The 23377-nt window shown below is 64.2% G+C and carries 25 protein-coding genes and 1 tRNA gene; 15 read left to right on the plus strand and 11 right to left on the minus strand.

The genetic code is table 11. The annotated features are described in order from the left end of the window. Positions 1 to 20: 20 nt before the first annotated feature. Entirely contained in the window at positions 21 to 1406 is a 1386-nt protein-coding gene (locus HYH08_RS25005) for an MFS transporter (protein WP_220012498.1), read from the minus strand. A gap of 100 nt (positions 1407 to 1506) precedes the next feature. Between HYH08_RS25005 and ggt the strand changes: the two genes are divergently transcribed. Then, entirely contained in the window at positions 1507 to 3258 is a 1752-nt protein-coding gene (gene ggt, locus HYH08_RS25010; RefSeq protein ID WP_220012499.1) for a gamma-glutamyltransferase, read from the plus strand. A 97-nt stretch (positions 3259 to 3355) separates the two neighbouring features. Beyond that, positions 3356 to 4651, plus strand: a complete 1296-nt coding sequence (locus HYH08_RS25015; protein WP_220012500.1) for an MFS transporter — start codon at positions 3356 to 3358, stop codon at positions 4649 to 4651. 27 nt (positions 4652 to 4678) lie between these two features. On the opposite strand, the gene HYH08_RS25020 is transcribed toward HYH08_RS25015, so the two are convergent. Then, positions 4679 to 5344 (minus strand): glutathione S-transferase family protein, encoded by a 666-nt coding sequence (locus tag HYH08_RS25020; protein ID WP_220012502.1) that lies wholly within the window; start codon positions 5342 to 5344, stop codon positions 4679 to 4681. Between the two features lie 151 nt (positions 5345 to 5495). Between HYH08_RS25020 and HYH08_RS25025 the strand changes: the two genes are divergently transcribed. The 4 genes from HYH08_RS25025 (at position 5496) to panE (ending at position 9264) form a co-directional block, all read left to right on the plus strand. Then, on the plus strand, positions 5496 to 6092 hold the full coding sequence (locus HYH08_RS25025) for a DUF2239 family protein (RefSeq protein ID WP_220012503.1): 597 nt from the start codon (positions 5496 to 5498) through the stop codon (positions 6090 to 6092). An 87-nt stretch (positions 6093 to 6179) separates the two neighbouring features. Next, positions 6180 to 7529 (plus strand): MATE family efflux transporter, encoded by a 1350-nt coding sequence (locus tag HYH08_RS25030; protein ID WP_220012506.1) that lies wholly within the window; start codon positions 6180 to 6182, stop codon positions 7527 to 7529. 103 nt (positions 7530 to 7632) lie between these two features. Beyond that, entirely contained in the window at positions 7633 to 8241 is a 609-nt protein-coding gene (locus HYH08_RS25035; protein WP_220012507.1) for a 2-hydroxychromene-2-carboxylate isomerase, read from the plus strand. 99 nt (positions 8242 to 8340) lie between these two features. Then, positions 8341 to 9264, plus strand: a complete 924-nt coding sequence (gene panE, locus HYH08_RS25040; protein WP_220012508.1) for a 2-dehydropantoate 2-reductase — start codon at positions 8341 to 8343, stop codon at positions 9262 to 9264. Between the two features lie 202 nt (positions 9265 to 9466). Here the strand turns inward: panE and HYH08_RS25045 are convergent, their stop codons facing one another. From HYH08_RS25045 to HYH08_RS25055, 3 genes are all read right to left on the minus strand, one after another. Further along, positions 9467 to 10048 (minus strand): c-type cytochrome, encoded by a 582-nt coding sequence (locus HYH08_RS25045; protein WP_220012509.1) that lies wholly within the window; start codon positions 10046 to 10048, stop codon positions 9467 to 9469. 187 nt (positions 10049 to 10235) lie between these two features. Continuing rightward, entirely contained in the window at positions 10236 to 11510 is a 1275-nt protein-coding gene (locus HYH08_RS25050; RefSeq protein WP_220012510.1) for a PQQ-dependent sugar dehydrogenase, read from the minus strand. A gap of 243 nt (positions 11511 to 11753) precedes the next feature. After that, positions 11754 to 12749, minus strand: a complete 996-nt coding sequence (locus HYH08_RS25055) for an NAD-dependent epimerase/dehydratase family protein (protein ID WP_220012511.1) — start codon at positions 12747 to 12749, stop codon at positions 11754 to 11756. 120 nt (positions 12750 to 12869) lie between these two features. On the opposite strand from HYH08_RS25055, the gene HYH08_RS25060 reads away from it, so the two are divergent. Both HYH08_RS25060 and HYH08_RS25065 read left to right on the plus strand, forming a co-directional pair. Further along, a complete protein-coding gene (locus HYH08_RS25060) occupies positions 12870 to 13139 on the plus strand; it encodes a hypothetical protein (RefSeq protein WP_228748048.1) in 270 nt (89 codons plus the stop codon). Between the two features lie 3 nt (positions 13140 to 13142). Continuing rightward, positions 13143 to 13793 (plus strand): nucleotidyl transferase AbiEii/AbiGii toxin family protein, encoded by a 651-nt coding sequence (locus HYH08_RS25065; protein ID WP_349631462.1) that lies wholly within the window; start codon positions 13143 to 13145, stop codon positions 13791 to 13793. Between the two features lie 116 nt (positions 13794 to 13909). Here the strand turns inward: HYH08_RS25065 and HYH08_RS25070 are convergent. Beyond that, positions 13910 to 13984: transfer RNA gene (locus HYH08_RS25070), tRNA-Gly, on the minus strand. A gap of 272 nt (positions 13985 to 14256) precedes the next feature. On the opposite strand from HYH08_RS25070, the gene trxA reads away from it, so the two are divergent. Continuing rightward, the gene (gene trxA / locus HYH08_RS25075) at positions 14257 to 15177 is read left to right on the plus strand and encodes a thioredoxin (RefSeq protein ID WP_220012512.1); all 921 of its coding nucleotides are present in this window, start codon (positions 14257 to 14259) and stop codon (positions 15175 to 15177) included. Between the two features lie 32 nt (positions 15178 to 15209). Further along, positions 15210 to 15887 (plus strand): LON peptidase substrate-binding domain-containing protein, encoded by a 678-nt coding sequence (locus HYH08_RS25080; RefSeq protein ID WP_220012513.1) that lies wholly within the window; start codon positions 15210 to 15212, stop codon positions 15885 to 15887. Positions 15888 to 15889: 2 nt separating this feature from the next. On the opposite strand, the gene HYH08_RS25085 is transcribed toward HYH08_RS25080, so the two are convergent. The 3 genes from HYH08_RS25085 to HYH08_RS25095 form a co-directional block, all read right to left on the minus strand. Further along, positions 15890 to 16483, minus strand: coding sequence for a cytochrome b/b6 domain-containing protein (locus HYH08_RS25085; RefSeq protein ID WP_220012514.1), 594 nt, complete (start codon positions 16481 to 16483; stop codon positions 15890 to 15892). A 33-nt stretch (positions 16484 to 16516) separates the two neighbouring features. Further along, on the minus strand, positions 16517 to 16795 hold the full coding sequence (locus HYH08_RS25090) for a PepSY domain-containing protein (RefSeq protein ID WP_220012515.1): 279 nt from the start codon (positions 16793 to 16795) through the stop codon (positions 16517 to 16519). A 184-nt stretch (positions 16796 to 16979) separates the two neighbouring features. Then, entirely contained in the window at positions 16980 to 17330 is a 351-nt protein-coding gene (locus tag HYH08_RS25095; protein WP_220012516.1) for a hypothetical protein, read from the minus strand. Between the two features lie 91 nt (positions 17331 to 17421). Between HYH08_RS25095 and HYH08_RS25100 the strand changes: the two genes are divergently transcribed. Together HYH08_RS25100 and HYH08_RS25105 are read left to right on the plus strand one after the other, a co-directional pair. Then, the gene (locus HYH08_RS25100; protein ID WP_220012517.1) at positions 17422 to 17952 is read left to right on the plus strand and encodes a TetR/AcrR family transcriptional regulator; all 531 of its coding nucleotides are present in this window, start codon (positions 17422 to 17424) and stop codon (positions 17950 to 17952) included. Between the two features lie 60 nt (positions 17953 to 18012). Next, positions 18013 to 18210 carry a Trm112 family protein gene (locus HYH08_RS25105; RefSeq protein ID WP_007598651.1) on the plus strand — a complete coding sequence of 66 codons (198 nt, stop codon included), beginning with the start codon at positions 18013 to 18015 and terminating at the stop codon, positions 18208 to 18210. A gap of 69 nt (positions 18211 to 18279) precedes the next feature. On the opposite strand, the gene HYH08_RS25110 is transcribed toward HYH08_RS25105, so the two are convergent. Next, positions 18280 to 19500: a ubiquinone biosynthesis hydroxylase gene (locus HYH08_RS25110; RefSeq protein WP_220012518.1), complete on the minus strand. Its 1221-nt coding sequence runs from the start codon at positions 19498 to 19500 to the stop codon at positions 18280 to 18282. Positions 19501 to 19649: 149 nt separating this feature from the next. Here HYH08_RS25110 and tesB point away from each other — a divergent pair, with 149 nt between their 5' ends. Then, positions 19650 to 20510 (plus strand): acyl-CoA thioesterase II, encoded by an 861-nt coding sequence (gene tesB, locus HYH08_RS25115; protein ID WP_220012519.1) that lies wholly within the window; start codon positions 19650 to 19652, stop codon positions 20508 to 20510. A 3-nt stretch (positions 20511 to 20513) separates the two neighbouring features. Here the strand turns inward: tesB and HYH08_RS25120 are convergent, their stop codons facing one another. Next, positions 20514 to 21398 (minus strand): DUF4339 domain-containing protein, encoded by an 885-nt coding sequence (locus HYH08_RS25120; protein WP_220012520.1) that lies wholly within the window; start codon positions 21396 to 21398, stop codon positions 20514 to 20516. Between the two features lie 261 nt (positions 21399 to 21659). Here HYH08_RS25120 and HYH08_RS25125 point away from each other — a divergent pair, with 261 nt between their 5' ends. Both HYH08_RS25125 and HYH08_RS25130 read left to right on the plus strand, forming a co-directional pair. Continuing rightward, positions 21660 to 21998, plus strand: a complete 339-nt coding sequence (locus tag HYH08_RS25125) for a P-II family nitrogen regulator (protein ID WP_028176997.1) — start codon at positions 21660 to 21662, stop codon at positions 21996 to 21998. 73 nt (positions 21999 to 22071) lie between these two features. Beyond that, on the plus strand, positions 22072 to 23373 hold the full coding sequence (locus HYH08_RS25130) for an ammonium transporter (protein WP_220012521.1): 1302 nt from the start codon (positions 22072 to 22074) through the stop codon (positions 23371 to 23373). Positions 23374 to 23377 lie beyond the last annotated feature (4 nt).

Consider the following 23377-nt stretch of genomic DNA (forward strand, 5'->3'; position numbering starts at 1 on the left):
CCCGGAATTACGTGGGGATGCTACTCCCGCACCCGCATCAACAACCCCAGCCCCGTCACGAAAAACACCACCAGCACGGCCATGCCGGCCTTCTGGCTTGCGGTAGCCGCGGTGATCACGCCGATCAGCAGCGGGCCGATGAACGACGTGACTTTTCCAGTCAGCGCAAACAGCCCGAAATACTGCGCGATGCGATCCTTCGGTGCGAGGCGGATCAGCAGCGTGCGTGATGCTGCCTGGAGCGGGCCGCCGGCCGCGCCGATCAGGCAACCGAGCACAACATAGGCGCGCTCGGCGGCGGCCGCGAACAGCGCGCCGCCGGGCTCGGGCGGCGCAACCTTGATGAAGAAGATCGAATCCCTCTCGACCAGCAGGATCGCCGCCACCGACAGCAGCAGCACCAGCATGCTGCCGGCGATGACGCGCTTCGGCCCGAGCCGATCGTCCAGCTTGCCGCCGAGCCATGCGCCAAAGGTGCCGGCGATCGCCAGGATGATGCCGAATGTGCCGATCTGGATCGTGTGCCAGCCGAAGGTGCCGGCCGCATAGATGCCGCCGAATGCGAACAGCGACACCAGGCCGTCGGTGTAGATCATGTTGGCGAGCAGGAATGCAGCGAGGGACTTCTGCCGCGGCAGGCTCCGGATCGATTGCTTCAGCTCGGCAAGGCCTGCGCGCAGCGCCTCGCGCACCGGACGTTTTGCCGGATAATCCGGCGTGAACAGAAACAGCGGCGTCACGAAGATGATGAACCACAATCCCGTCAGCGGCCCCGCGGCGCGGTCGCCCTGATGGGTTGCGGGATCGAGCCCGAACAGCGGCTTGAAACCGAGCAGCGTGCGTCCCGTCTCGGGATTGGCGGCGAGGAAACCGAGCACGATGATCAGGCTGACGATGCCGCCGATATAGCCGGTGGCCCAGCCGGTGCCGGAGAGCCGGCCGATCCGATCCGGCGGCACCAGCGTCGGCATCATCGCATTGTTGAAGACGGTGGCGAATTCGGCGCCGACGCTTGCGAGCGCGACCGCAGTCAGCAGCGGCGGAATGATGGAGGGATCGCCGGGCTTGCCGATCCACAGCGTGCAGGACGCCAGCACCAGCAGGGCGCCGAAGCCTGCGATCCACGGCTTCCTGCGGCCCGAGGCATCCGCGATGGCGCCCAGGATCGGCGACATCAATGCAATGGCGAGGCCCGCGGCCGCCATCGCAAAGCCCCACAGCGATTGGCCGGTGGCAGCATCTGGCGCGACGCTGGTGGCGAAATAGGGCGCGAACACGAAAGTCGTGATCAGCGTGAAATATGGCTGCGCAGCCCAGTCGAAAAAGATCCAGCTGATGACGGCCGAACGCGGGGGATAGGTCCGTGGTGCGCCCGCCATGCGCGCATCCGGGGCGATCGTCGTCATTCCAAAGTCCTCATCACGAACAGTTTTGCCGCTCTCGGGGCAAACCGTATAGCATTGCTGCGACGCGTGTGAACTGGCTGACCACTACGACGGAAGCTTGATGATGTCGTCATTTTCGACACGGCGGAGATTTGTTGCAGTCATCGCCACCTTTGCGTTTGGTCTTGCCCCTGCGTCCGCACAGGATGCGCGGCGGGCCTATATGCCGCCTGCCCTCGACACGGTGCATGCCGTTGCCGCCGAGCACGGCATGGTGGTGGCGCAGGAGAAGATATCGGCGCAGGTCGGCGCCGACATCCTGCGACGCGGCGGTAACGCAGTTGATGCCGCGGTCGCCACCGGCTTTGCGATGGCAGTGACCTATCCGCGCGCCGGCAATATCGGCGGCGGCGGCTTCATGGTGATCCATTCGGCCGAACGTCACGAAGACATCACGATCGACTATCGTGAGACCGCGCCGGCCGCGACCACACCGCAGATATTCCTCGGCGCGGACGGCAAGCCGGATGCGGCGAAGTCACGGGATTCCGCGCTCGGAATCGGCGTGCCCGGCACCGTTGCCGGCCTTGCGCTGGCATTGGAGAAGTATGGTTCGGGCCAATTCACGCTGGCGCAACTGCTTGAGCCCGCGGTCGCGCTCGCCCGCGACGGTTTTGTCCTCACCGACGACATGGCCGACACGCTGCCGGGCTGGCACAGGCGGCTCGCCCGCTGGCCCTCCTCGGCAAGGATCTTCTCTCGACCTGATGGCACGTCGCTCGGTGAGGGCGACAGTCTGGTGCAGAGTGATCTCGCCGAAACCCTGTCGGCCATCGCGGCGCAAGGTCCGCGTGGCTTCTATGAAGGGCCGGTCGCGGAAAAATTGGCCAAGGCCGTCTCCGATGCCGGCGGCATCATGACGCCCGCGGATCTGAAATCCTACCAGGCGGTGATCCGCGCGCCGGTGCGCGGCACTTATCGGGGCTACGACATCGTCTCGATGCCGCTGCCGTCCTCCGGCGGCGTGGTGCTGGTCGAGACGCTCAACATCCTCGAAGGCTTTCAGCTCGCCGATTTGAAGCAGGGTTCGCCGGCATCGCTGCATCTGCTGATCGAAGCCATGAAGCGTGCTTATGCGGACCGTGCGCGCTATCTCGGCGATCCCGCCTTCGTCAACGCGCCGATCGAAACCCTGACGGCAAAGGACTATGCCGCCAAACTGCGTGCCGGCATTTCCACCGATCGCGCCACACCGTCGAAGCAGATCGTGTCCGCTCCTCCCGCGCCGCGCGAGGGCACCAACACCACGCACTACTCCGTCGTCGACAGTCGCGGCAACGCGGTCAGCAACACCTACACGCTCAACTTCAGCTATGGCGTCGGCCTCGTCGCCGAGGGCACCGGCGTGCTGCTCAACAACGAGCTCGACGATTTCACCGCGGCAGTCGGCGCCTCCAACGCCTACGGCCTCGTCGGCTATGAGGCTAATCTGCCCGGCCCCGGCAAGCGGCCGCTGTCCTCGATGTCGCCGACGATCGTACTCAAGGACGGCAAGCCGGTGCTGGTGACGGGATCGCCCGGCGGCAGTCGCATCATCTCGACGACGCTTCAGGTGATCGTCGACGTTCTCGATTACAAGATGGACGTTGCCGCCGCTGTCGCTGCGCCACGGTTGCATCATCAATGGCTGCCGGACGAGGTGCGCATCGAGCCCGGCTTTCCCGACGAGGTCCTGTCAGGGCTGAAGGCGATGGACCACGTCATCGTCGAGCCGATGGGGCAGACCTCGGCCAACACCATCGCTGTCACGCCGAACGGGCCGCTCGGCGCGCCCGATCCGCGTACACGTGGCGCAGAGGCAGCAGGACAGTAACCCTGCCTCTGCATGGCACGGCAGCGCCCATCCGCTTGCGCTCGCCGGCGCGCGTGCTACCACCGCCCGGCCAAAAGAAACTGCCGGGGAAACGCACATGACCACAGCCGATCCGAACCAGCGCATCGAACGCGCCGAGATCGAGGACACCAGCCTTCTCGCCTTCTATCGCGACATGAACGGGCCGGAGCGGCGGACGTTCTGGGCCTGCGCGGCAGGCTGGGCGCTCGACGGCATGGACTTCATGATCTATCCGCTGGTGATCGGCACCATCATCGCGCTGTGGAAGGTCGATGCGGCCTCCGCCGGCCTTGCCGGCACGGTGACGCTGCTGGCCTCCGCGATCGGCGGCTGGCTCGGCGGCTATCTCTCCGACCATATCGGCCGCGTCCGGACGCTTCAGGTCACCATCATCTGGTTCTCGTTCTTCTCGCTGGTCTGTGCGGTCGTGCAGAATTTCGACCAGCTGCTGATCGCGCGTGCCGTGCTCGGGCTTGGCTTCGGCGGCGAGTGGGCCGCGGGCGCCGTGCTGATGGGCGAAGCGATCCGGCCGCAATATCGGGGACGCGCGGTCGGCTCGGTGCAGTCAGGCTGGGCGGTCGGCTGGGGTCTCGCCGTGCTGTCGCAGGCGATCCTGTTTTCAGCTTTGCCGGCCGAGACCGCGTGGCGCTGGATGTTCGTGATCGGCGCGCTGCCGGCGCTGCTGGTGTTCTACATCCGCCGCTCCGTCACCGAGCCGGAGATCGCGGCCGAAGCCCGCGCCAGGCATGCGGAAACCGGCAGTCATCCGAAGCTTTGGGAGATCTTCACCTTCCCCATCGTCAAGACCACGGTGCTGGCGTCGCTGATGGCGACGGGCTGCCAGGGCGGCTACTATGCCGTCACCTTCTGGGTGCCGCAATTCCTGACCAAGGAGCGGCACCTGTCGATCGTCGGCTCGACCGGTTATCTCTCGACGCTGATCATCGGCTCCTTCATCGGCTATCTCACCGGCGCCTGGCTCGCCGACCGGATCGGGCGGCGCAACCTGTTCCTGATCTTCTCGATCGGCGCCATGGCGGTGGTGCTGCTCTACACGCAGCTGCCGCTGACCAACGAGATCCTGTGGCTGCTCGGATTCCCGCTCGGCTTCTTCGCCTCCGGCTATTTCTCCGGGATCGGCGCGTTCCTGACAGAACTCTATCCGACGCGGCTGCGCGGCTCCGGCCAGGGCTTTTGCTACAATTTCGGCCGCGGCATCGGCGCGTTGTTTCCGTTCCTCGTCGGCGCGCTCTCGGCGTCGACGTCGCTGGCGAATGCGATCGCAATCTTCGCGGTGGTGGCTTACGCGGTGTTCTTCATCGCGGCCTTCGCGCTGCCGGAGACGCGCGGCCGCGTGTTGCACGCGGACTGACAGCTCATGCCGGGGCGGTGAGGAAGCTTACCGCCCCACCTGATACGGCCCGCCCTTTTCCAGCGCACGCGCATAGGCCGGACGCGCATGGATGCGCTCCAGGAACGCCATCGCCTTGGGATGGCCCTGCTCGAGCCCGCCGCGCGCTTGGGCTGCTTCCAGCGGAAAGCTCATCTGGATGTCGGCGGCGGTGAATTCGTTGCCGGCGAACCATTCGCTCTTGCCGAGTTCGCCTTCCCAATAATCCATGTGCTGCTTGATCTGCGGATTGACCAGCGCGGTGAGCGCCTGGTTCGAGACCTTGCGCACCAGCGGGCGCAGCAAGGCCGGGGCGCGCTTCGGCATCAGCGTGAACAGCAGCTTCAGGAGCAGCGGCGACATCGCGGAGCCCTCCGCGTAGTGCAGCCAATAGGTGAAGCGCAGCCGCTCCGGCGTATCAGGCGGCGGGATCAGCCGGCCATTGCCGTAAGTGGCGACGAGATACTCGATGATCGCGCCTGATTCAGCGATGGTGTTGCCGTTGTCGGTGATCACGGGCGACTTGCCGAGCGGATGGATGGCGCGCAGCTCCTTCGGCGCGCGCATGTCGGGCTGGCGCTGATAGCGCACGATCTCGTAGGGCACGCCCAGCTCCTCGAGCAGCCACAGCACGCGCTGCGATCGGGAATTGTTGAGGTGGTGAACGGTCAGCATCGCGTGGTCCCCGGGCTAGGCGTGGTCGGTCGGCCGCGTTCGTGCCAGCCCGGGACTGCAATGTCGAGCCGTCCGGGGGCAGATATTTTCATCCGGGTATATTGACTCCACTAATTTACCCGGGTATTAAGTCGCCCATGTCGTCGTCAATATGGCAATGATTCCAATGCAAAAGACGTTCACCGCCTTCCAGGGCCCGCGCCGCCTGACCTCGGGGTCGGCCGGCGAAGTCGCGCTGGTCGTCAAGCGCGTCGCGCCGCGGCCGGACGAGCCCATCATCATCTTCGAGGACGCCACCGGCCGGTCGATCGACTTCGATCTGCGTGGCGGGGATCGCGAGGTGCTGGCGCGTCTGGCGAAGCTGATCCCGCCGCCGGTCGCGGAGACCGCGGCGCCGAGCGAGCCGCGCGGCCGCGGCCGGCCAAAACTCGGCGTAGTTGCGCGCGAGGTCACGCTGTTGCCGCGACACTGGGAATGGCTCGCGGCCCAGCCCGGCGGCGCCTCGGTCGCGCTGCGAAAGCTCGTCGACGAGGCGCGGCGTGTCAGCGGTGACAAGGACCGCGAGCGGCAGGCGCGCGATGCGGCCTATCACTTCATGTCGACCATGGCCGGCAATCTGCCGCAGTTCGAGGAAGCCTCGCGTGCGCTGTTCGCGGATGACCGGCGACGGTTCACCGGATTGATCGCGGACTGGCCGACCGACATCCGCGACCACATCGTCAAGCTCGCCTACAGCGACCGCGCCTAAGGCTTAGCGCGCGCTGACACTGCTATTGACGGCCGAGCCGCGCTTCGCGCGGCAACGGCTTTGCACGCCCTGATGAAAGGCACATCCATGTCCGCCGCCACGCCGCTCTGGACAACATTCCTCCGCTTTCTCGCGCCGCTGATGCTGAGCAACGCGCTGCAATCGCTGTTCGGCACCGTCAGCAACATCTATCTCGGCCAGATGATTGGCGTCGAGGCCCTTGCAGCCGTCTCGACGTTCTTCCCGGTGATGTTCTTCCTGTTCGCCTTTGTCATGGGCCTCAGCACCGGTGCGACGGTGCTGATCGGGCAAGCCTTCGGCGCCGGCGAACACGGCAGAATCAAAAGCATCGTGGGCACGACCCTCGCGATTGCGCTGCTGCTGTCGATATCGATCGCGCTGATCGGCGGCCTCTTCAGCCGCCAACTGATGATGCTGCTCGCGACTCCCGCGGACATTCTCGCTCCCGCCAGCGCCTATGCCCGCATCATGCTGCTCACCATGCCGCTTGGCTTCGTCTTCCTGCTGATGACGGCGATGATCCGCGGTGTCGGCGATGCGCTCACGCCGCTGCTGGCACTGGCGTTGTCGACGGCAATCGGCCTGATGCTGACGCCGCTCCTGATCCGCGGGTCGTTTGGACTGCCGGCCGCCGGCATCACCAGCCCGGCCTGGGCGTCCGCGATCGCCAACGCGCTGACCTTGATTGCGTTGGCCGCCTATCTGCGGCGAAGGAAGCACGCGCTTGCACCGGACGCCGCGCTGCTGAGCCATCTGCGGCTCAACCGTGCCATGCTGGGCAAAATTCTGGGCATCGGATTACCGAGCGCAATCGGCATGGTCGTGATGGCGGTGGCGGAACTGGTGCTGCTCGGCCTCGTCAACGGTTATGGATCCGACGCCACCGCCGCCTATGGCGCCGTCAACCAGGTGATGGGCTATACCCAGTTCACAGCGATGTCGATTTCGATCGCGGTCTCGATCCTCGGCGCGCAGGCCGTCGGCGGCGGCGACAGGGCACGGCTCGACGGCATCGTCCGCACCGGCCTCGCCTTCAACCTCGTGCTGACCGGCGGGCTGGTGGCGCTGATCTACCTCGCACCACGCGCGGTGCTCGGCATCTTCATCACCGACGATGCCGTGCTCGACCTGGCGAAAGGGCTGCTGTACATCGCCCTGTGGAGTTCGGTGCCGTTCGGCCTCGCCACGGTATTCTCCGGCGCGATGCGTGCGGCGGGCGTGGCCCTGACGCCGATGCTGCTGTCGATCTTCGCCATTGTCGCGATCGAGCTGCCGGCTGCGGTGATCCTCAGCCGCAGCATCGGCCTCGCGGGCGTGTGGGCGGCCTATCCCATCGTGTTCTGCGCCATGCTCATCTTGCAGACGGGTTATTACCTCATGGTGTGGCGGAAGCGGGCGATCCGGCGTCTGGTCTGATCATCAAGATATTATGACCATCATTAAACGGTGGACCTGTGGCCCGCCCTGCGCCACAATGGAAGAAAATCTGTCTCAAGAAGCCAGGTCAGGGAGAACAAGTTTGACCCGTACAGCTCCGCAATTCCTGTTCGATTTCGGCAGCCCGAACGCCTATCTCAGCCATCTCGCGATCCCCGCGATCGAGCAGCGCATCGGTGTCAAATTCGACTATGTGCCGATCCTGCTCGGCGGCATCTTCAAATCGACCAACAACAGGTCGCCGGCCGAGACGCTGGCCGGTATCAAGAACAAGCGTGAATTCCAGCAGGTCGAGACCGAGCGCTTCATCAAGCGCTTCAAGGTCCCGCCCTATGTCATGAACCCGTTTTTCCCGGTCAACACGCTGAACCTGATGCGCACCGCGATCGCAGCGCAGGCCGAGGGCGTATTCGAGAAATATGTCGAGGCTGCCTTCCACCATATGTGGCGCGAGCCGAAGAAGATGGACGATCCTGAAGTGGCGGCGAAAGCGCTGGCCTCCTCCGGGCTCGATGCCCAAAAGCTGTTCGCGCGCGCCCAGGACCCTGAGGTCAAGGCCAAGCTGATCAAGAATACCGAGGAAGCGGTCGCCCGCGGTGCGTTCGGCTCGCCGACCTTCTTCGTCGGCAACGAAATGTTCTTCGGCAAGGAGCAATTGCGCGAGGTCGAGGAGGTGGTGTCGGGAAAGTGAAGCGCGCGAATGGCGAGTAGCGAATAGCGGGTGGAAATTGCACTTGCTATTCGCTACTCCCTATTCGCCATTCGCCAATAACAAAATCGGAGCTCTACAATGCGCATTCTCGTGGTCGGCGCCGGCGCCATCGGCGGCTATTTTGGTGGCAGGCTGTTGCAGGCCGGCCGCGACGTCACCTTCCTGGTCCGCCCCAAGCGCGCCAGTGAGCTCGCCAGCGCCGGTCTCGTCATCAAGAGCCCGAATGGCGATGTCACCTTGAAGAATCCGCCGACGGTGCAGGCCGACGCGCTCAAGGAAAAATTCGACGTCGTGCTCTTGAGCTGCAAGGCGTTCGACCTCGACGATGCCATCAAGTCGTTTGCGCCGGCGGTCGGGCCGAATACGTCGATCATCCCCATGCTCAACGGCATGAAGCATCTCGACACGCTCGACGCAAAGTTCGGCAAGGAGCGCGTGCTCGGCGGCCTCTGCGCCATCGCCGCGACTTTGAACGAGAAGCGCGAGGTGGTGCAGCTGCAGCCGATGCAGTCGCTCAATTACGGCGAGCGCGACGGCAAGCTGTCGGATCGCGTCAAGGCGATCGACGAGGCCTTCAGGAGCGGTATCAATGGCGCCGCTGCCAGCCAGAACATCATGCAGGACATGTGGGAGAAGTGGGTGTTCCTGTCCTCGCTTGCAGCTTCCACCAGCCTGATGCGCACCTCCGTCGGCAACATCCTTGCCGCGCCCGGCGGCCGCGACTTCCTGCTCGGCATGCTGGATGAGACCAGCGCGGTCGCGACCGCCTCCGGCTACACGCCGGGCGGCCCGTTCTTCGAGCGCGTCAAGGGCAACCTCACCACCGAGGGCTCGCCGATGACCGCCTCGATGTTCCGCGACATCAAGGCGGGCCTGCCGGTCGAAGCCGATCACGTCATCGGCGACCTCATCGCGCGCGCTGACGCGGCGAAAGTGCCGGTGCCGAAGCTGCGCATCGCGTACACGCATTTGAAGGCGTATGAGAAGCAGCGGGCGGGGTAGGTAGCCACACGCTCCGCCGTCGTCCCGGACAAGCGCGCCTCAAGCGCGCGCAGATCCGGGACCCACCACTGCGCGTGGTTTGTCGAAAGCTGGTAGTGACCGGCTTACGCGACGATTCGATCCTGTGGCTATGGGTCCCGGATCGGCGCTCCGCTTCGCTGCGCTTGTCCGGGACGATAGCGGTGTTTGTAGCTCGCCCCCGCTACCTAAAATACGCGAGATAATGCGAAACCGCCGTAATCTCCTCATCGCTCATGTGATAGGCGACATCGGCCATCGCGGCGACACCGCCGCCGACGCGCGCGCCGGCCTTGTAGTCATGCAGCGCCTTCACGAGATATTCCTCGCGCTGCCCTGCGAGCCGCGCGACGGCCTTGGTGCCGGCGAAGCTGTCGGTGTGGCATGAGGCGCAGCGGCGACCGATGGCGACCTGCGCACCCTTCTTCGACAAATCCGGGTCCTTGTCTTCCTCTGCCTTAGGCGGCGTCATTTGGGAGAAGTAGGCGCCGAAATTGCGGATGTCCTCGTTGGTGATTTCTTCCGCGATCGGCTGCATCTGGTCGTTCTTGCGCGAGCCGGCGCGGAAGAACACCAGCTGCCACTGGAGGAACTGATCGGGCTGGCCGGCCAGCGAGGGGATGTTCTCGGTCTGCGAGATGCCGTTCTCGCCGTGACAGCCGGAGCAGACCGCGGCTTTCTCCTTGATCGCGGCGTTATCGGCGGCTTGACCGGCCGGCGCGAGCAGCAACGCCGCAAACAGAATTCCAGACCGAACGACCCGCATGGCTGATTTCTCCGACTGTCATTGCCAGGCGACGCAGGCCCGGCAATCCATCCTGTTTGCAAAGCGTTTCTGGTTTGATGGATGCCCGGATCAAGTCCGGGCACGACGAACGCGTTCCACAGCAGGCCCGTCACAAGCAAAAGAGGCTGCGGCCAAGCCTGGTCGCAGCCTCGTTATCGTAGCCGCGCTACTTCTTGCTGTAGCTGATGCGGTAGATCGCGCCGGCCCAGTCGTCGGCGACGAGGATCGAGCCGTCCTTGGCGAGGATGATGTCGTCGGGACGGCCGAGATAGCCCTGATCGCCCTCAATCCAGCCGGAGGCGAACACTTCCTGCTTTGCGTTCTTGCCGTCGGGCCCGACGATCACGCGCATGATGCGGCCGCCCTGGTACTTGTGGCGATTCCAGGAGCCGTGCTCGGCGATCAGGATGTTGTTCTTGTACTCGGGCGGAAATTGATCGCCGGTATAGAACTTCATACCGAGCGGAGCGACGTGGGCGCCGAGGTTCAGCACGGGCGGCGTGAACTCGGAGCATTTGTGGCCCATCGCGAATTTCGGATCCGGCAGGTCGCCCTGGTGGCAGTAGGGATAGCCGAAATGCTCGCCGATCTTGCTGATCATGTTCAGCTTGTCCGAGGGCAGATCGTCGCTGACCCAGTCGCGGGCGTTCTCGGTGAACCAGTACTTTCCGGTGCGCGGATCGACGTCGCCGCCGACCGAGTTGCGGACGCCGAGGGCCCAGATTTCCGCATTTCCGGTCTTGGGATCGACGCGGCGGATCTGCGACACGCTGGTCGGGGGAATGCCGACGTTGAAAGGCGGTCCGAATGGAATGTAGAACCAGCCCTCCTTGTCGACCGCGATGTACTTCCAGCCATGTGCGGCATAGGACGGCATGTCGTCATAGACGACCTTGCCCTCGCCCGGATTGTCGAGCTTGTTCTCGATGTCGTCGTAGCGGATCAGCTTGTCGACCGCGATGACATAGAGCGCGCCATCCTTGACGGCCAGACCCGTGGGCATGTTGAGCCCCTTCAGGATGGTCTTGACCTCTTTCTTGCCGTTGTTGTCCTTGATGGCATAGACGTTGCCGAGGCCGAACGAGCCGACGAACAGTGTGCCCTTGTCGCCCCAAGCCATCTGCCGCGCGGCGAGCACGCCTGAGGCGTAGACATCGATCTTGAAGCCCGGCGGCAGCTTGATCTTCTTGACGAGGTTGGCGAGTTCGGCGTCGGAGGCGCCGGTCGGCGGACCCGAGGGCGGCGCGAGACCCTTCTGCGCCTCGGTCTCGTCGCCGAGGAACCAGTCATCCGGCGGATGGGTCCAGAATTCCTTGGTGCCGGATTCGTATTTCTTCAGCGCCCGGTTCTTGTCCTGCTGTTGCGCGCTGCCGGCGCTGGTCCCTGCAAGAAGGGCCACGGCTGCAAGCGCCAACACGGATCGATGGAACATCGATGTCATCGCGTCACTCCCCTAAGGCAGCCGTCAGGGCTGCACGTTATTTTGTTATGGCTAGTCGAGAGGCGAAGTTTTCAAGTCCGCCCGAGAGGCAGACGCAAAAAGGTTAGCACATCTGCCGGCGGTGAGAAGCGCGTCGCGTGCGCCGCGGTAGCGCTCAATAAAAGTTGAGACGGATTTTCTCCCGATGCGAATGCAGCAGCGGCAACGATCTCGCTGCAACGCGGTATCGACATCGGGCGTAGCTTAATCTGGAGGCAGCTGGACGGGGTAAGGTCCGTCGTCGAATGTCATGTCGTGGTAGCCTTTCGACCCGACCTCGCGCGCGAGCGCGCTGCGAAAATCGCCGTTACCGCGAAGGCTGTGCAGCACATGCGCGAAATCGAATTCGGGATGCCAGCCCAGCTCGCGCCGCGCCCGCGCGTTGACATAGACGCGGTCGATCTCGGGGAATAGCCGCCAGCCGCGCGCGGCGTAGAGTTCCGCGCAGTCCGGATAGAGCGCGCGCACGACGCTTGCGGCATCGCGCGTCAAGTCCGCGAGATGATGCGGCTCGAACGGCGTGGTGGCGGACACGATATAGCGGGCAAAGCCGATCTTCGGCGCGCGCTCGGCGGCGAGCAGATGGGCGCTCACGGCATCCGCTATATCCAGCCGTCTATAGAGCAGCTCGTTGGCCTGGGCGTTGTCCAGCGAGTAGGCCGACCGCATCGCCGGGTCGTCGTCGTCTTCGGGGAAGAAGCGCGACGTCCGGAGGACAATCACCGGCAGCCCGCGCTCGCGGAAGAACAGCTCGCAGAGAGTTTCCGCCATCAGTTTGGTCGTGCCGTAGATATTCTTCGGCACCGGCGGCAGATCCTCGGTGACCCACACCGCCGCCTGTCCCGCCCCGGCGCGAAGCTGCGATCCGAACGCGCTGGTCGTGCTGGTGAAGACGAAGCTCTTCACGCCGGCGTCCGCCGCCGCCTCGAGCAGATTGAGCGTGCCGGTGACGTTGGTGTCGACAAAGTCCTGCTTGCTATGGGTCGCCACATGCGGCTTGTGCAGCGTCGCGGTGTGGATCACCGCGGTGACGCCGGACATCTGGCGGCGCACGAACGCGGGATCGACGATCGAGCCGACGGCATCGGTGAAGCGCGATGGCTTCAGGTCGATGCCACGAGCGGGGCAACCGTGCCTGCGGAGGGTCCGCAGGATGGCTTCCCCAAGGTGACCCGCGCTGCCCGTAACCAGAATTGCCATTTGAGACCGAATGGACCGACCCGTCAGATGGAACAAAAAGAAAACAAATTGACTGCGAAGGCCGTCGGGGGGAATGTAACTACTTCACCGTCAACCCTATATTGACGGGGTATCTCGATAATGACGCAGATGAAAAGCCCCGTTCTGGTTCTGGCGACTGTGAATGCGCCGTATAGCCAAAAGCTAGACGCGCAGGCGCTTGTCGATTGCCTTCTGGATCCCTCTTCGGCGAAAGCGGCTTGCGGTCCGATGTCGTCGTTTTTTGGGGATGTTGAACCCGAGCTGCAAGTCGCGTTCGCTGAAATGCATGGCGTCAGCCGCGATCAATTGGTTGCCGCAGCGAAGGCGTTCGCCGAATTTTCGGGGCAATCTTATCCACTCGCGGCGTAACACGTGAGCGCTCAATCAGGTTGGGTGCAACTTTTTCGCATTGCCTGTGCGATGATCCGACAAGTGAACGTCGAACAGAAAATCATTGATCATTGGACGTTCGGCGGCGGCACGGCGATGATGCTGCAAATCGATCATCGCTTGAGTCACGATGTTGATATCTTTCTCTCGGACCCGCAAGTTCTTTCCTTCCTCGACCCGCAGAAGCATGACTTCAATTTCGAGGTTAAGCCTGTTGACTACAAAGGGGACGGAGCGCGGTCTCTCAAGCTCGGCTTTGAATTTGGCGAGATCGACTTTATCGCTGTGCCGTCACTAACAGGTTCGCCGACGACGCCAGCGAAGGTTGAAGGCGAAGCGGTCCTGTTGGAGACAATCCCGGAAATCATTGCGAAGAAAGTCTATCATCGGGGCGATCGCATCGCGCCACGCGACATATTCGACATCGCGGCATGCAGTGAAATGCATGCGGCATCGATCATCAAGGAGCTGGCGAGCTATCGCGACCGCGTCGCAAGTACGCTGACCGCAATTGACAGATTGAAGCCCGACTTTGTGAAGGCAGCGATTGATCAGCTTTTAATTAAAGATCCATTTCGGCCGACCGCAAAAGTAGCGTTGGAAAAGACCAAGGACCTCCTTCGCGCTGTATAGCCAAGGCGAACCGCTCTGAACCAAGGGTTTTGGGACGCCGAGTCCACACCAAGAATCGGGCGCAGCGACCACGCCCCGGTGGGGGTGTCAGTCCGGCTGGATGCTCTCGGAAAAATTGGAGCGGGCGAAGGGGCTCGAACCCTCGACCCCGACCTTGGCAAGGTCGTGCTCTACCACTGAGCTACACCCGCATCCTGTGACGGTCGCGCGACGCGCCGGCAACGGCTGTCGTATGCCAAAAGCGGGAGGGGAATGCAACAGCTACCGGCAGCATCAATTCGCAATTGGGGACGCTAAATCGACCCGAACGCGGCCGAATCGCCGGAAATTGTCCCGGAACCGGCGAATCGGCCCCGACGGATTGAAATTCGGCCCTTTCGGCCCAATTTAGGAGCCGACAACGAAGCATATGAATTGGCGACGTGCTAAAGAGCCGCCATTCCAGACATGACGAGGGGATCCCGTGACGATCATCGACCAGGGTAACGGAGCGGCCCCGGCTGCGGCCGATCTGATCAAGGACACCACCACCCAGACCTTCGTGAAGGACGTCATCGAGGAATCGAAGCGCCAGCCGGTGCTGATCGACTTCTGGGCGGAGTGGTGCGGCCCCTGCAAGCAGCTCACCCCCGTGCTGGAGAAGGCGGTCCGGGCTGCCAAGGGCAAGGTCAAGCTGGTCAAGATGAATATCGACCACCACCCGGCGATCCCGGGCCAGATGGGCATCCAGTCGATCCCGGCCGTGATCGCCTTCGTCAACGGCCAGCCCGCCGACGGCTTCATGGGCGCGGTGCCGGAGAGCCAGGTCAATGCCTTCATCGAGAAGCTGACCAAGGGTGTGACCGCGCCGGGTGAGCCCAACATCGGCGAGATCCTCCAGGAGGCCGAGGCCGTTCTTGCCGAGGGCGATGCGGCTGCGGCTGCGCAGATCTACGCCGAAGTGCTCCAGTACGATTCGACCAACATCCCCGCGCTTGCCGGCCTCGCCAAATGCTACGCCACATCAGGCGCGATGGAGCAGGCCAAGCAGACGCTGGCGATGGTGCCGGAATCCAAGCGCAACGATCCCGCGGTGAAGGCCGTGCAGACCGCGATCGATCTCGCCGAGCAGGCCGAGCAGCTCGGGCCGATCACCGAGCTTGAGCAGAAAGTCGCCGCAAACCCGCTCGATCATCAGGCACGATTCGACCTCGCCACCGCGCTGAACGCGAAGGGCGACCGGGCCGCGGCCACCGAGCAGCTGCTCGCGATCGTCAAGCGCGACCGCAAATGGAACGACGACGGCGCCCGCAAGCAGCTCGTGCAGTTCTTCGAGGCCTGGGGCGGCACGGATGATGCAACCGTCGAGGGTCGAAAGCGCTTGTCGACGATCCTGTTTTCGTAGGCACGGGATTGCTCTAGCGACGCGGGGACCAGATGCCGATCAATATCGAATATCGCGGCCCCGCCGATCTGCCGGAAATCATTCCAGTGTTTCCGCTGCCGGGCGCGCTGCTGTTGCCGCGCGGCCAGATGCCGCTCAACATCTTCGAGCCGCGCTATCTCGCGATGGTCGACGACAGTTTTCGCGACGGCCATCGCCTGATCGGCATGATCCAGCCTGATGTCGCACACTCGCCGAAGAATTCCGACAAACCGGCGCTGTTCCGTGTCGGCTGCGTGGGGCGCATCACCCAGCTCGCCGAATCCGGCGACGGCCGCTACATCCTCGAGCTCACCGGCGTCTCGCGCTTCAAGGTGGTCGAGGAACTGGAGGTGCTGACCGCCTACCGGCAGTGCAAGGTGGATTTCTTCGCCTTCGTCGACGATTTCACCGCGCGCATGGGCGAGGACGCGGTCGATCGCGAGGCGCTGCTGTCGGTGCTCGCCGACTTCCTGAAGGCCAACAATCTCAAGGTCGATTGGGAGGGCGTCGAGAGCGCACCCAATGAGGCGCTCGTCAACGCGCTGGCGATGATGTCGCCCTATGGCCCCGCCGAAAAGCAGGCCATGCTGGAGGCGCCCGATCTGAAGACCCGCGCCGAGATCCTGATCGCGGTCACCGAGATGGACCTCGCCAAGAAGCGCACCAGCGGCGATCCGCCGTTGCAGTGACCTCAGCCGTGATGCCGGATGCGCTTGCGTCCGGTGAACATCGCGCGGATCAGGTTCTCGCGCTGAAGCAGTCCCATCAGCACGACGCCCAGCACGTGCAGCACGGCCAGCACCATCACGGCGTCCGAGGCGTAGGCGTGGGTGTCCTCGATCCACCAGATGCCGAAGAAGGTGACGGTCACCGACAGCGCGCCAGTGATCGCCGAGACGGCGGTCGCCAGCAGCAGCGCGACCAGCATCAACGTGCCGGCGGGATTGAGCCCGATATAGCGGCCGGTGATGCCGCGGCGCAGATTCCAGAGATAGCCTGGTGCGGCACGCAGCCTGACGCCGACCATGCGGAAGCGCGAATAGCGGCTTCCGTAGAAGCCCCAGATCAAACGGAAGGCGAGAAGCCCGAGCACCGTATAGCCGACGATGCGGTGAGCCCTGTCGTAGATGGTCGGCGTGAACCATGCGGCCAGGATGCTGGCCGCGAGGGCCCAGTGCCAGAGGCGAAGCGGGAGGTCCCAGACTGCGACCGTCCGCGGTGCGGTTCGATCCGCGGGCGTCCGGTCGGACGCCCCGCGCGTTTCTGGGACCGCTTCGTCGATCAAGCCGCGACTATCCTCAAACCTTACTCGAGAACCTTACTTGGCAACCGTCTTCTTCAAGCTGAGATCTTCGGGGCTGTAGAACAGCTCGTAGAGCTTGCCTTCCTTGACGCCGTAGACCTCATAGCACGAACCTTCGATCTTGGATCGCCGCACTTCGTAACCCAGCGCCTTGGCCTTGGCTTCGGCTTCGCTGGCCGGCTTCCACGACGCCTTGTCGAGCTCGGTGCAGTCCTTGAAGCCGTCGGCCATGGCCGCCGAGCTCATCCCCATGCCGACCGTCAGTGCAATTGCAACAACACGAATAACCTTCACGAACCTCTCCTCCTCTGTCGTGCGCGCGTGGCGCGAAGCGGGACCGAAGGAAGCGAAGGCGCGGGTGAAGTCAATCCGGTTCGGGGCCGAACGGCCTTAGAGTTATTCTAACGATCCGAAAAAGATCAGCGCGCTCCGAGTGCAGCGTGGATTCATGCCGCCGCTGCGGCCTTACGCCTCACTTCTAGTAACCCGCCACCGCGAGCGCGACGACGACGCTCAGCGCCATCCAGCCAAAATGCCGGCCGCGCGTGGCCCAGGCGTTGGCGACGGCAGAGAGGCCGAACACGCAGGCCATGGTGGCGACGATCCAGTGACGTGCAGGCTCCGAGTCCATCCGGGGCGTTGCGATCAGCAGCACGCCGCCGCCAATCCAGGCGACCGTCGAGGCCTGCCAGACCAGACGGATCAGGATGCGCAGCCGCTCCGGCTCGATATGGACGCGCGGAAACACCTTGGCCTCGCCGAGGTAGCCGTGGATCAGGGCCACGGCAATGGCCAGGACGCCGGCGCACTGAAGCAAGAGATCACGCATCGATATCTCCATACAGTTATGTATGGTTGAGTAAGCGCTGGCCTGCCGCCTGTCAATACACTAGTGTATGGTCGGTTTCCCGGGACCCGACATGACCGAGCAGCTCTCCGCCGACGACTGGATCAAGGAAGGCCTGAAGGCGCTCGCCAGGAGCGGCTTTACGGCGCTGAAGGCCGATCCGCTGGCCAAGACCATGGGCGTGTCGCGCGGCAGCTTTTATTGGCATTTTGCCGATCTCGGCGCATTCCACGCAGCCGTGCTGATGCGCTGGCGCGAGATCGCGGCCGAGCAGATCATCGCCGATGTCGAGGCGGCCGGCGACGAGCCGTTGCAGGCGCTGTTGCGCAGGAGCTTTGGCGCGCGGCTCGACCTCGAGCGCGCCGTGCGCAACTGGGCGGCGTTCGATGCGGCCGCGCAAGGCGCGGTGCGTGCGATCGACCGCCGCCGGATCGATTATATCGAGACATTGCTGGAGACGCGGGGGCTTGGGCCTGCGAGGGCGCAGGCCCGCGCGCAGATCCTGTACTGGACCTTTCTCGGCTTCGCCCTGTCAGGCCCGCCGGTGCCGGCCGCGCGGCTCCAGGGTCTGATCGACGAGATCATGCGGATGGTTTCCGCGTGAGCACCGCGATGGGCGGCAGCGATTTTCTATGCTAGAGGCAGGCGATCGCCGGAGACCACGATGAACGCGCCCACCGAACGCCCCGAAGCCAGTGTCGATCCGAAATTGCTGGAGATCCTGGTGTGCCCGCTGACCAAGGGCCCGCTGGAGTTCGATTCCGCCAAGCAGGAGCTGATCTCGCGGTCGGCAAAGCTCGCCTATCCGATCCGCGACGGCATCCCGATCATGCTGCCGGAAGAGGCGCGGAAGATCGACTGAGGATGGCGAATAGGGAATGGCGAGTAGCGAATGGATCCACTCGCTATTCGCCACTCACCATTCGCCGCCTTACAGCGCCTCGCCCTTCAACAATCTTGGCACCTCGCCGGTCAAACCAGCGGCCTGCCGGATGAACAGGTTCTTCAACGGTGGCGCGCGGTCGACGAGGCCGAGGCCGATGTCGCGCACGGTGCGCAACAGCGTCGACTGGTTGGAGAACAGGAAGTTCAGCGAGTTGGTGGCAACGCCCATCGCCATGGTGTCGAAGCGGCGCCAGCGCTGGTAGCGTTCGAGCACGTCGGCGCCGCCGAGATCTAGGCCGAGCCGGGCGGCATCGACGACGACCTCGGCCAAGGCCGCGACATCCTTCAGTCCCATGTTGAGGCCCTGGCCCGCGATGGGGTGAATGACATGGGCGGAATCGCCGACCAGCGCGAGGCGCTCGGCGATGAAGGAGCGCGCGACGAAGTAGGACAGCGGGAACGCGCGTGGCTTGTCGAGCGCCTTGACCTCGCCGAGATGCAGGCCAAAGCGCTGCTCGAGCTCGGCGTGAAATTCCTCGTCGCTCAGCGCGACGATGCGCGCGGCTTCGCTGCGGCGCTCGGTCCACACCAGCGACGATCGCTTGCCCGACAGCGGCAGGATCGCGAACGGACCGGCCGGTAGGAAGTGCTCTTCGGCCCGACCTTGATGATCACGTTCGTGGCCGACCGTGACGACGATGCCGGACTGGTCGTATTCCCAGCCATGGGTGGCGATGCCGGCGCGTTCGCGCAGCTTTGACTTTGCGCCATCGGCGGCGACCAGCAGGCTCGCCGCAATGACGCTGCCATCGCCGAGCGTCACGTCGATGCCCTCGGCACGCGCGTCATACGAGGCGACCGTCGTGGCGCGGAGATCGATGCCTTCGGCCTCGGCGCGCGCCACCAGCGCGTCGATCAGGCGGCGGTTCTCGACCATGTGCGCAAACGGCTCGCCCGGCGCGACGTCGCCGGCAAAGTTCAGGAACACCGGACGCGTGGCGTCCTCCAGCCTGGAATCGGTGACAACCATGTCGAGGATCGGCTGCGCATCGGCCCTGACATCATCCCAGGCGCCGATCGCCTCGAACAGGCGGCGGCAGGCGGCTACGATCGCCGTCGCGCGCGGATCGCGGCTCGGCTGCGTCGCCAGCGCGGGATCGGCGACGATGACGGGGATCTCGGGCCCGAGCCCCTGGCGCAGCGCCAGCGCCAGCGCCAGGCCTGCAAATGCGCCGCCGCCAATGACAATGTGACCCTGTACCGACATACCCGCTTTCCCGGCTAACTCTTGGTCTTGCTAGCAGACTTGAGCTGGGCGAAACAGTGCGGTGAAACAAGGGCGGAACGGCCCTCATGTGTCATTCCGGGGCGTCTGGCGGCGGCAAAGCCCGGAACGACGGCAAGAAAGTTCAATCCATGTCCAAGAGTCTGATCGACCTGATCTCGATCCTCGACCTCGAGCAGCTCGAGGTGAATCTGTTCCGCGGCAGCAGCCCGAAGACGAGCTGGCAGCGGGTGTTCGGCGGCCAGGTGATCGGGCAGGCGATGGTCGCGGCCTGCCGCACCGTCGAGGGCCGGCTGCCGCATTCGCTGCATTGCTATTTCATTCTGCCCGGCGATCCGCAGATCCCGATCATCTACCAGGTCGAGCGCCTGCGCGACGGCAAGAGCTATTCGACCCGGCGCGTCACCGCGATCCAGCATGGCAACGCGATCTTCTCGATCATGGTGTCGTTCCACGCCGACGAGGAGACCAATTTCGATCATCAGGACAAGATGCCTGACGTCCCGCCGCCGGAAAAACTGACCGCGGAGGAGGTGGCCAAGCAGCCGATGTTCCGCGAGATGCCCGAGTTCATCCGCCGCTACTACGAATCCGATCGTCCGATCGAATTGCGCCCGGTCGAGCTTGGCCGCTATTTCGGCCAGAAGATCGAGGACGGCCGCATTCACGTCTGGATCAGGACGGCGGCAAAGCTGCCCGACGATCCGGCGCTGCACATGTGCGCGCTGGCCTACGCCTCGGACTTCTCGCTGCTCGATGCGATCATGGCGCGCTACGGCCGCACGCTGTTCGACAAGCGCATGATGCCGGCGAGCCTCGATCACGCGATGTGGTTCCACAGGCCGTTCCGTGCCGACGAATGGCTGCTCTATGCGCAGGATTCGCCGAGCGCGCAATCGGGCCGTGGCTTGACGCGCGGCTCGATCTTCAAGCCTGACGGTACGCTGGTGGCCTCCGTCGCGCAGGAAGGCTCGGTGCGGGAGCGGAGGTAGCCATTAGTAGCTGCGAACAGCGGCGGCCGCGCGGTCGACCAGCGCGAATTGCGAAACGTACCAATTGCCGTACCAGCGCAGCATCCACGGAATCGGGATGATGAAGCTGCAGGCCAGCGAGAACACGAGGGTGCGCCACAGCAGCTGCCAGCCGCTGCCGTTGAATTGGATCTCGCGCCGCGTGCCCTCGGTGTTGCGGCAGATCCAGCGCATCCAATAGGCCAGCACCCAGGCCCAGCCGATGATGGTGATGGTCGAGATCAGCATCAGCAGATACCAGCCGACATAGCCGATCGCGCTGCCCTGGAATGAGAGCGGCAGCCGCTCGCCATTCGAGCTGAGATTGGCGACGATCCAGCGGAGGATCACCCAGCCCAGGAAGGCATTGACGATCGTGGCAAGGAGCGGCGCGTAGGAAACGCCGGTGGCGCCGGCATAAGTCAGCAGGGCATTCGCCATCCACGCCCACCAGATGTCCATCGGTTGACCGGCGAAGCCGAAATTCGGACGACCCGGCACCTGAATGTGCGACGTGATGTATTTGTAGAACCAGACCGCGACCCAGGGCGCCGGGATCACCAGCAGCATGCCGATGACGAATACGATGCTGCGGCCGAGCAGACCGAACGCGCTGAAATCGGCCGACAGCGAGCCGCCCGCGGCATAGCTTCCGCCACCCATCGGCGGGCCTCCGGCGGGGATCATTGGGGGTGCACCGCTGCCGCCGATCAGGCCCGGAATTTCGAGGGCCTTCTGCCAGCCGGCCATGCCCTCGGTCCATACCAGCGTATCGGGGCGAACCACGCCTTGCGCGATCAGGTCGCGGAATTGCCCTTCCGGATAGGGCCCCTGCTGCTTGCCCTCGGATGCGTAGAACCAACTCGCCATCAAACGTCCCCCCAAACATACTTATGTACCGGCAGAGACGGTTAGGTTCACCGCTTCGGTTCACCGCATCCATGCCGAAAATGCATTGTGATAGATGGACGGCTGCCCTGTACAGAGGCGGCTGTTCATATGACCGTCCCCTGGCCAGACGTTTTTCCGCTTCAACCTGCAACTTTTTTATGCCATTTGCCCGGAAAGATGCCAGATTGACGCGGCGCCGGGACATACGGCGCGGCGCATCCCGGGGAAACAGGCCTGACCATGAAACTCGTCGTCGCGATCATCAAACCCTTCAAGCTCGATGAAGTCCGCCAGGCACTGACCGCGATCGGCGTCCACGGCATGACCGTGACCGAGGTGAAAGGCTATGGCCGCCAGAAGGGCCACACCGAGATCTATCGCGGCGCGGAATATGTCGTGAACTTCCTGCCGAAGCTGCGGATCGAGATCGCAGTCGCCTCCGACGTCGCCGACAAGGCGGTCAGTGTGATCACCGCGACGGCGCGCACCGGGCAGATCGGCGACGGCAAGATCTTCGTCACGCCGATCGACCACGCGCTGCGCATCCGCACCGGCGAAACCGACAGCGACGCGCTTTAGTAATTTTTTCTTCGATCGCACCGGGCAACGACGCCACGACGTGCGACGCAATCACTATGCTTGGGGGAACGACATGGCGGGAGTGTTGCGCCACGTAGCCGGTATGGCTGCGGGAATTGGATTGGCGTCGGCCATCGCATCGCCGGCGCATGCGGCGGCAAGCGAGATCAACACCGCCGACACCGCCTGGATGATCGTCGCCACCGCGCTGGTGCTGATGATGACGATCCCGGGGCTGGCGCTGTTCTACTCCGGCATGGTGCGCAAGAAGAACGTGCTCGCGACCATGGCGCAGAGCCTTGCGGCCGTGACGATCATCTCGATTCTCTGGGTCGCATTCGGCTATTCGCTGTGCTTCGTCGGCGACGGCCCGTGGATCGGCTCGCTCGACCGCTGGTTCCTCGCGGGCATGACGATGGACAGCGTCAACCCGGCGGCGAAGACGATCCCGGAAGCGCTATTCATGCTGTACCAGATGACCTTCGCGATCATCACGGTGGCGCTGGTCGCGGGCTCGGTCGCCGACCGGATGCGGTTCTCGGCCTATCTGTTGTTCTCCGTCGGCTGGTTCATTTTCGTCTACATCCCGCTGGCGCATTGGGTGTGGGGTGGTGGCTTCCTCAACAGCATGGGCGTGCTGGATTTCGCCGGCGGTCTCGTCGTGCATCTGTCGGCCGGCACTGCGGGCCTCGTCGCGGCCAAGGTGATGGGGCGCCGTCACGGCTATGGCACCGAAAATCTCTCGCCGTTCGATCTGTCGCTCGCAGTGATGGGTACCGGCCTGTTGTGGGTCGGCTGGTTCGGCTTCAACGGCGGCTCGGCGGGCGCGGCCAATTCGCGCGCGGTGCTCGCGATCATCGCGACGCATCTGGCGGCCTGCTCGGGCGCGCTGACCTGGGGCGCGATCGAATGGTCGACCCGGCGCAAGCCCTCGGTGCTCGGCATGATCTCAGGCGCGGTCGCGGGCCTCGGCACCATCACGCCGGCCTCGGGCTTCGTCGCACCGTGGCATGGCATCGTCATCGGCATCGCCGCCGGCGCAATCTGCTACTGGGCCTGCACCTGGCTAAAGCACCGCTTCGACTATGACGATTCGCTCGACGTGTTCGGCGTGCACGGCATCGGCGGTCTCACCGGCACGCTGCTCGCCGGCGTGTTCGCCACCAGCGCGATCGGCGGCACCGCCGGCCTGGTCGAGGGCCATCCGCAACAGCTGTTGATCCAGCTCTATGGCGTCGCCGTCACCTTCGTCTGGGCGGCGGGCGTCAGCTTCATCCTGCTCAAGCTGGTCGGCCTGTTCGTGCCGCTCCGCGTCTCTCGCGAGCACGAGCTCGAAGGGCTCGATATCTCGCAGCACGGCGAAGCGCTTCAATAATCGG

Source organism: Bradyrhizobium sp. BR 10289 (assembly GCF_019455385.1).
GTDB lineage: Bacteria > Pseudomonadota > Alphaproteobacteria > Rhizobiales > Xanthobacteraceae > Bradyrhizobium.

Excerpts from the sequence above, each read along its gene's own strand:
- HYH08_RS25005 (WP_220012498.1), bottom strand. The coding sequence starts at position 1,406 with ATGACGACGATCGCCCCGGATGCGCGCATGGCGGGCGCACCACGGACC.
- ggt (WP_220012499.1), top strand. The coding sequence starts at position 1,507 with ATGATGTCGTCATTTTCGACACGGCGGAGATTTGTTGCAGTCATCGCC.
- HYH08_RS25015 (WP_220012500.1), top strand. The coding sequence starts at position 3,356 with ATGACCACAGCCGATCCGAACCAGCGCATCGAACGCGCCGAGATCGAG.
- HYH08_RS25020 (WP_220012502.1), bottom strand. The coding sequence starts at position 5,344 with ATGCTGACCGTTCACCACCTCAACAATTCCCGATCGCAGCGCGTGCTG.
- HYH08_RS25025 (WP_220012503.1), top strand. The coding sequence starts at position 5,496 with ATGGCAATGATTCCAATGCAAAAGACGTTCACCGCCTTCCAGGGCCCG.
- HYH08_RS25030 (WP_220012506.1), top strand. The coding sequence starts at position 6,180 with ATGTCCGCCGCCACGCCGCTCTGGACAACATTCCTCCGCTTTCTCGCG.
- panE (WP_220012508.1), top strand. The coding sequence starts at position 8,341 with ATGCGCATTCTCGTGGTCGGCGCCGGCGCCATCGGCGGCTATTTTGGT.
- HYH08_RS25045 (WP_220012509.1), bottom strand. The coding sequence starts at position 10,048 with ATGCGGGTCGTTCGGTCTGGAATTCTGTTTGCGGCGTTGCTGCTCGCG.
- HYH08_RS25050 (WP_220012510.1), bottom strand. The coding sequence starts at position 11,510 with ATGACATCGATGTTCCATCGATCCGTGTTGGCGCTTGCAGCCGTGGCC.
- HYH08_RS25055 (WP_220012511.1), bottom strand. The coding sequence starts at position 12,749 with ATGGCAATTCTGGTTACGGGCAGCGCGGGTCACCTTGGGGAAGCCATC.
- HYH08_RS25060 (WP_228748048.1), top strand. The coding sequence starts at position 12,870 with ATGACGCAGATGAAAAGCCCCGTTCTGGTTCTGGCGACTGTGAATGCG.
- HYH08_RS25080 (WP_220012513.1), top strand. The coding sequence starts at position 15,210 with ATGCCGATCAATATCGAATATCGCGGCCCCGCCGATCTGCCGGAAATC.
- HYH08_RS25095 (WP_220012516.1), bottom strand. The coding sequence starts at position 17,330 with ATGCGTGATCTCTTGCTTCAGTGCGCCGGCGTCCTGGCCATTGCCGTG.
- HYH08_RS25100 (WP_220012517.1), top strand. The coding sequence starts at position 17,422 with ATGACCGAGCAGCTCTCCGCCGACGACTGGATCAAGGAAGGCCTGAAG.
- HYH08_RS25105 (WP_007598651.1), top strand. The coding sequence starts at position 18,013 with ATGAACGCGCCCACCGAACGCCCCGAAGCCAGTGTCGATCCGAAATTG.
- HYH08_RS25110 (WP_220012518.1), bottom strand. The coding sequence starts at position 19,500 with ATGTCGGTACAGGGTCACATTGTCATTGGCGGCGGCGCATTTGCAGGC.
- tesB (WP_220012519.1), top strand. The coding sequence starts at position 19,650 with ATGTCCAAGAGTCTGATCGACCTGATCTCGATCCTCGACCTCGAGCAG.
- HYH08_RS25120 (WP_220012520.1), bottom strand. The coding sequence starts at position 21,398 with ATGGCGAGTTGGTTCTACGCATCCGAGGGCAAGCAGCAGGGGCCCTAT.
- HYH08_RS25125 (WP_028176997.1), top strand. The coding sequence starts at position 21,660 with ATGAAACTCGTCGTCGCGATCATCAAACCCTTCAAGCTCGATGAAGTC.
- HYH08_RS25130 (WP_220012521.1), top strand. The coding sequence starts at position 22,072 with ATGGCGGGAGTGTTGCGCCACGTAGCCGGTATGGCTGCGGGAATTGGA.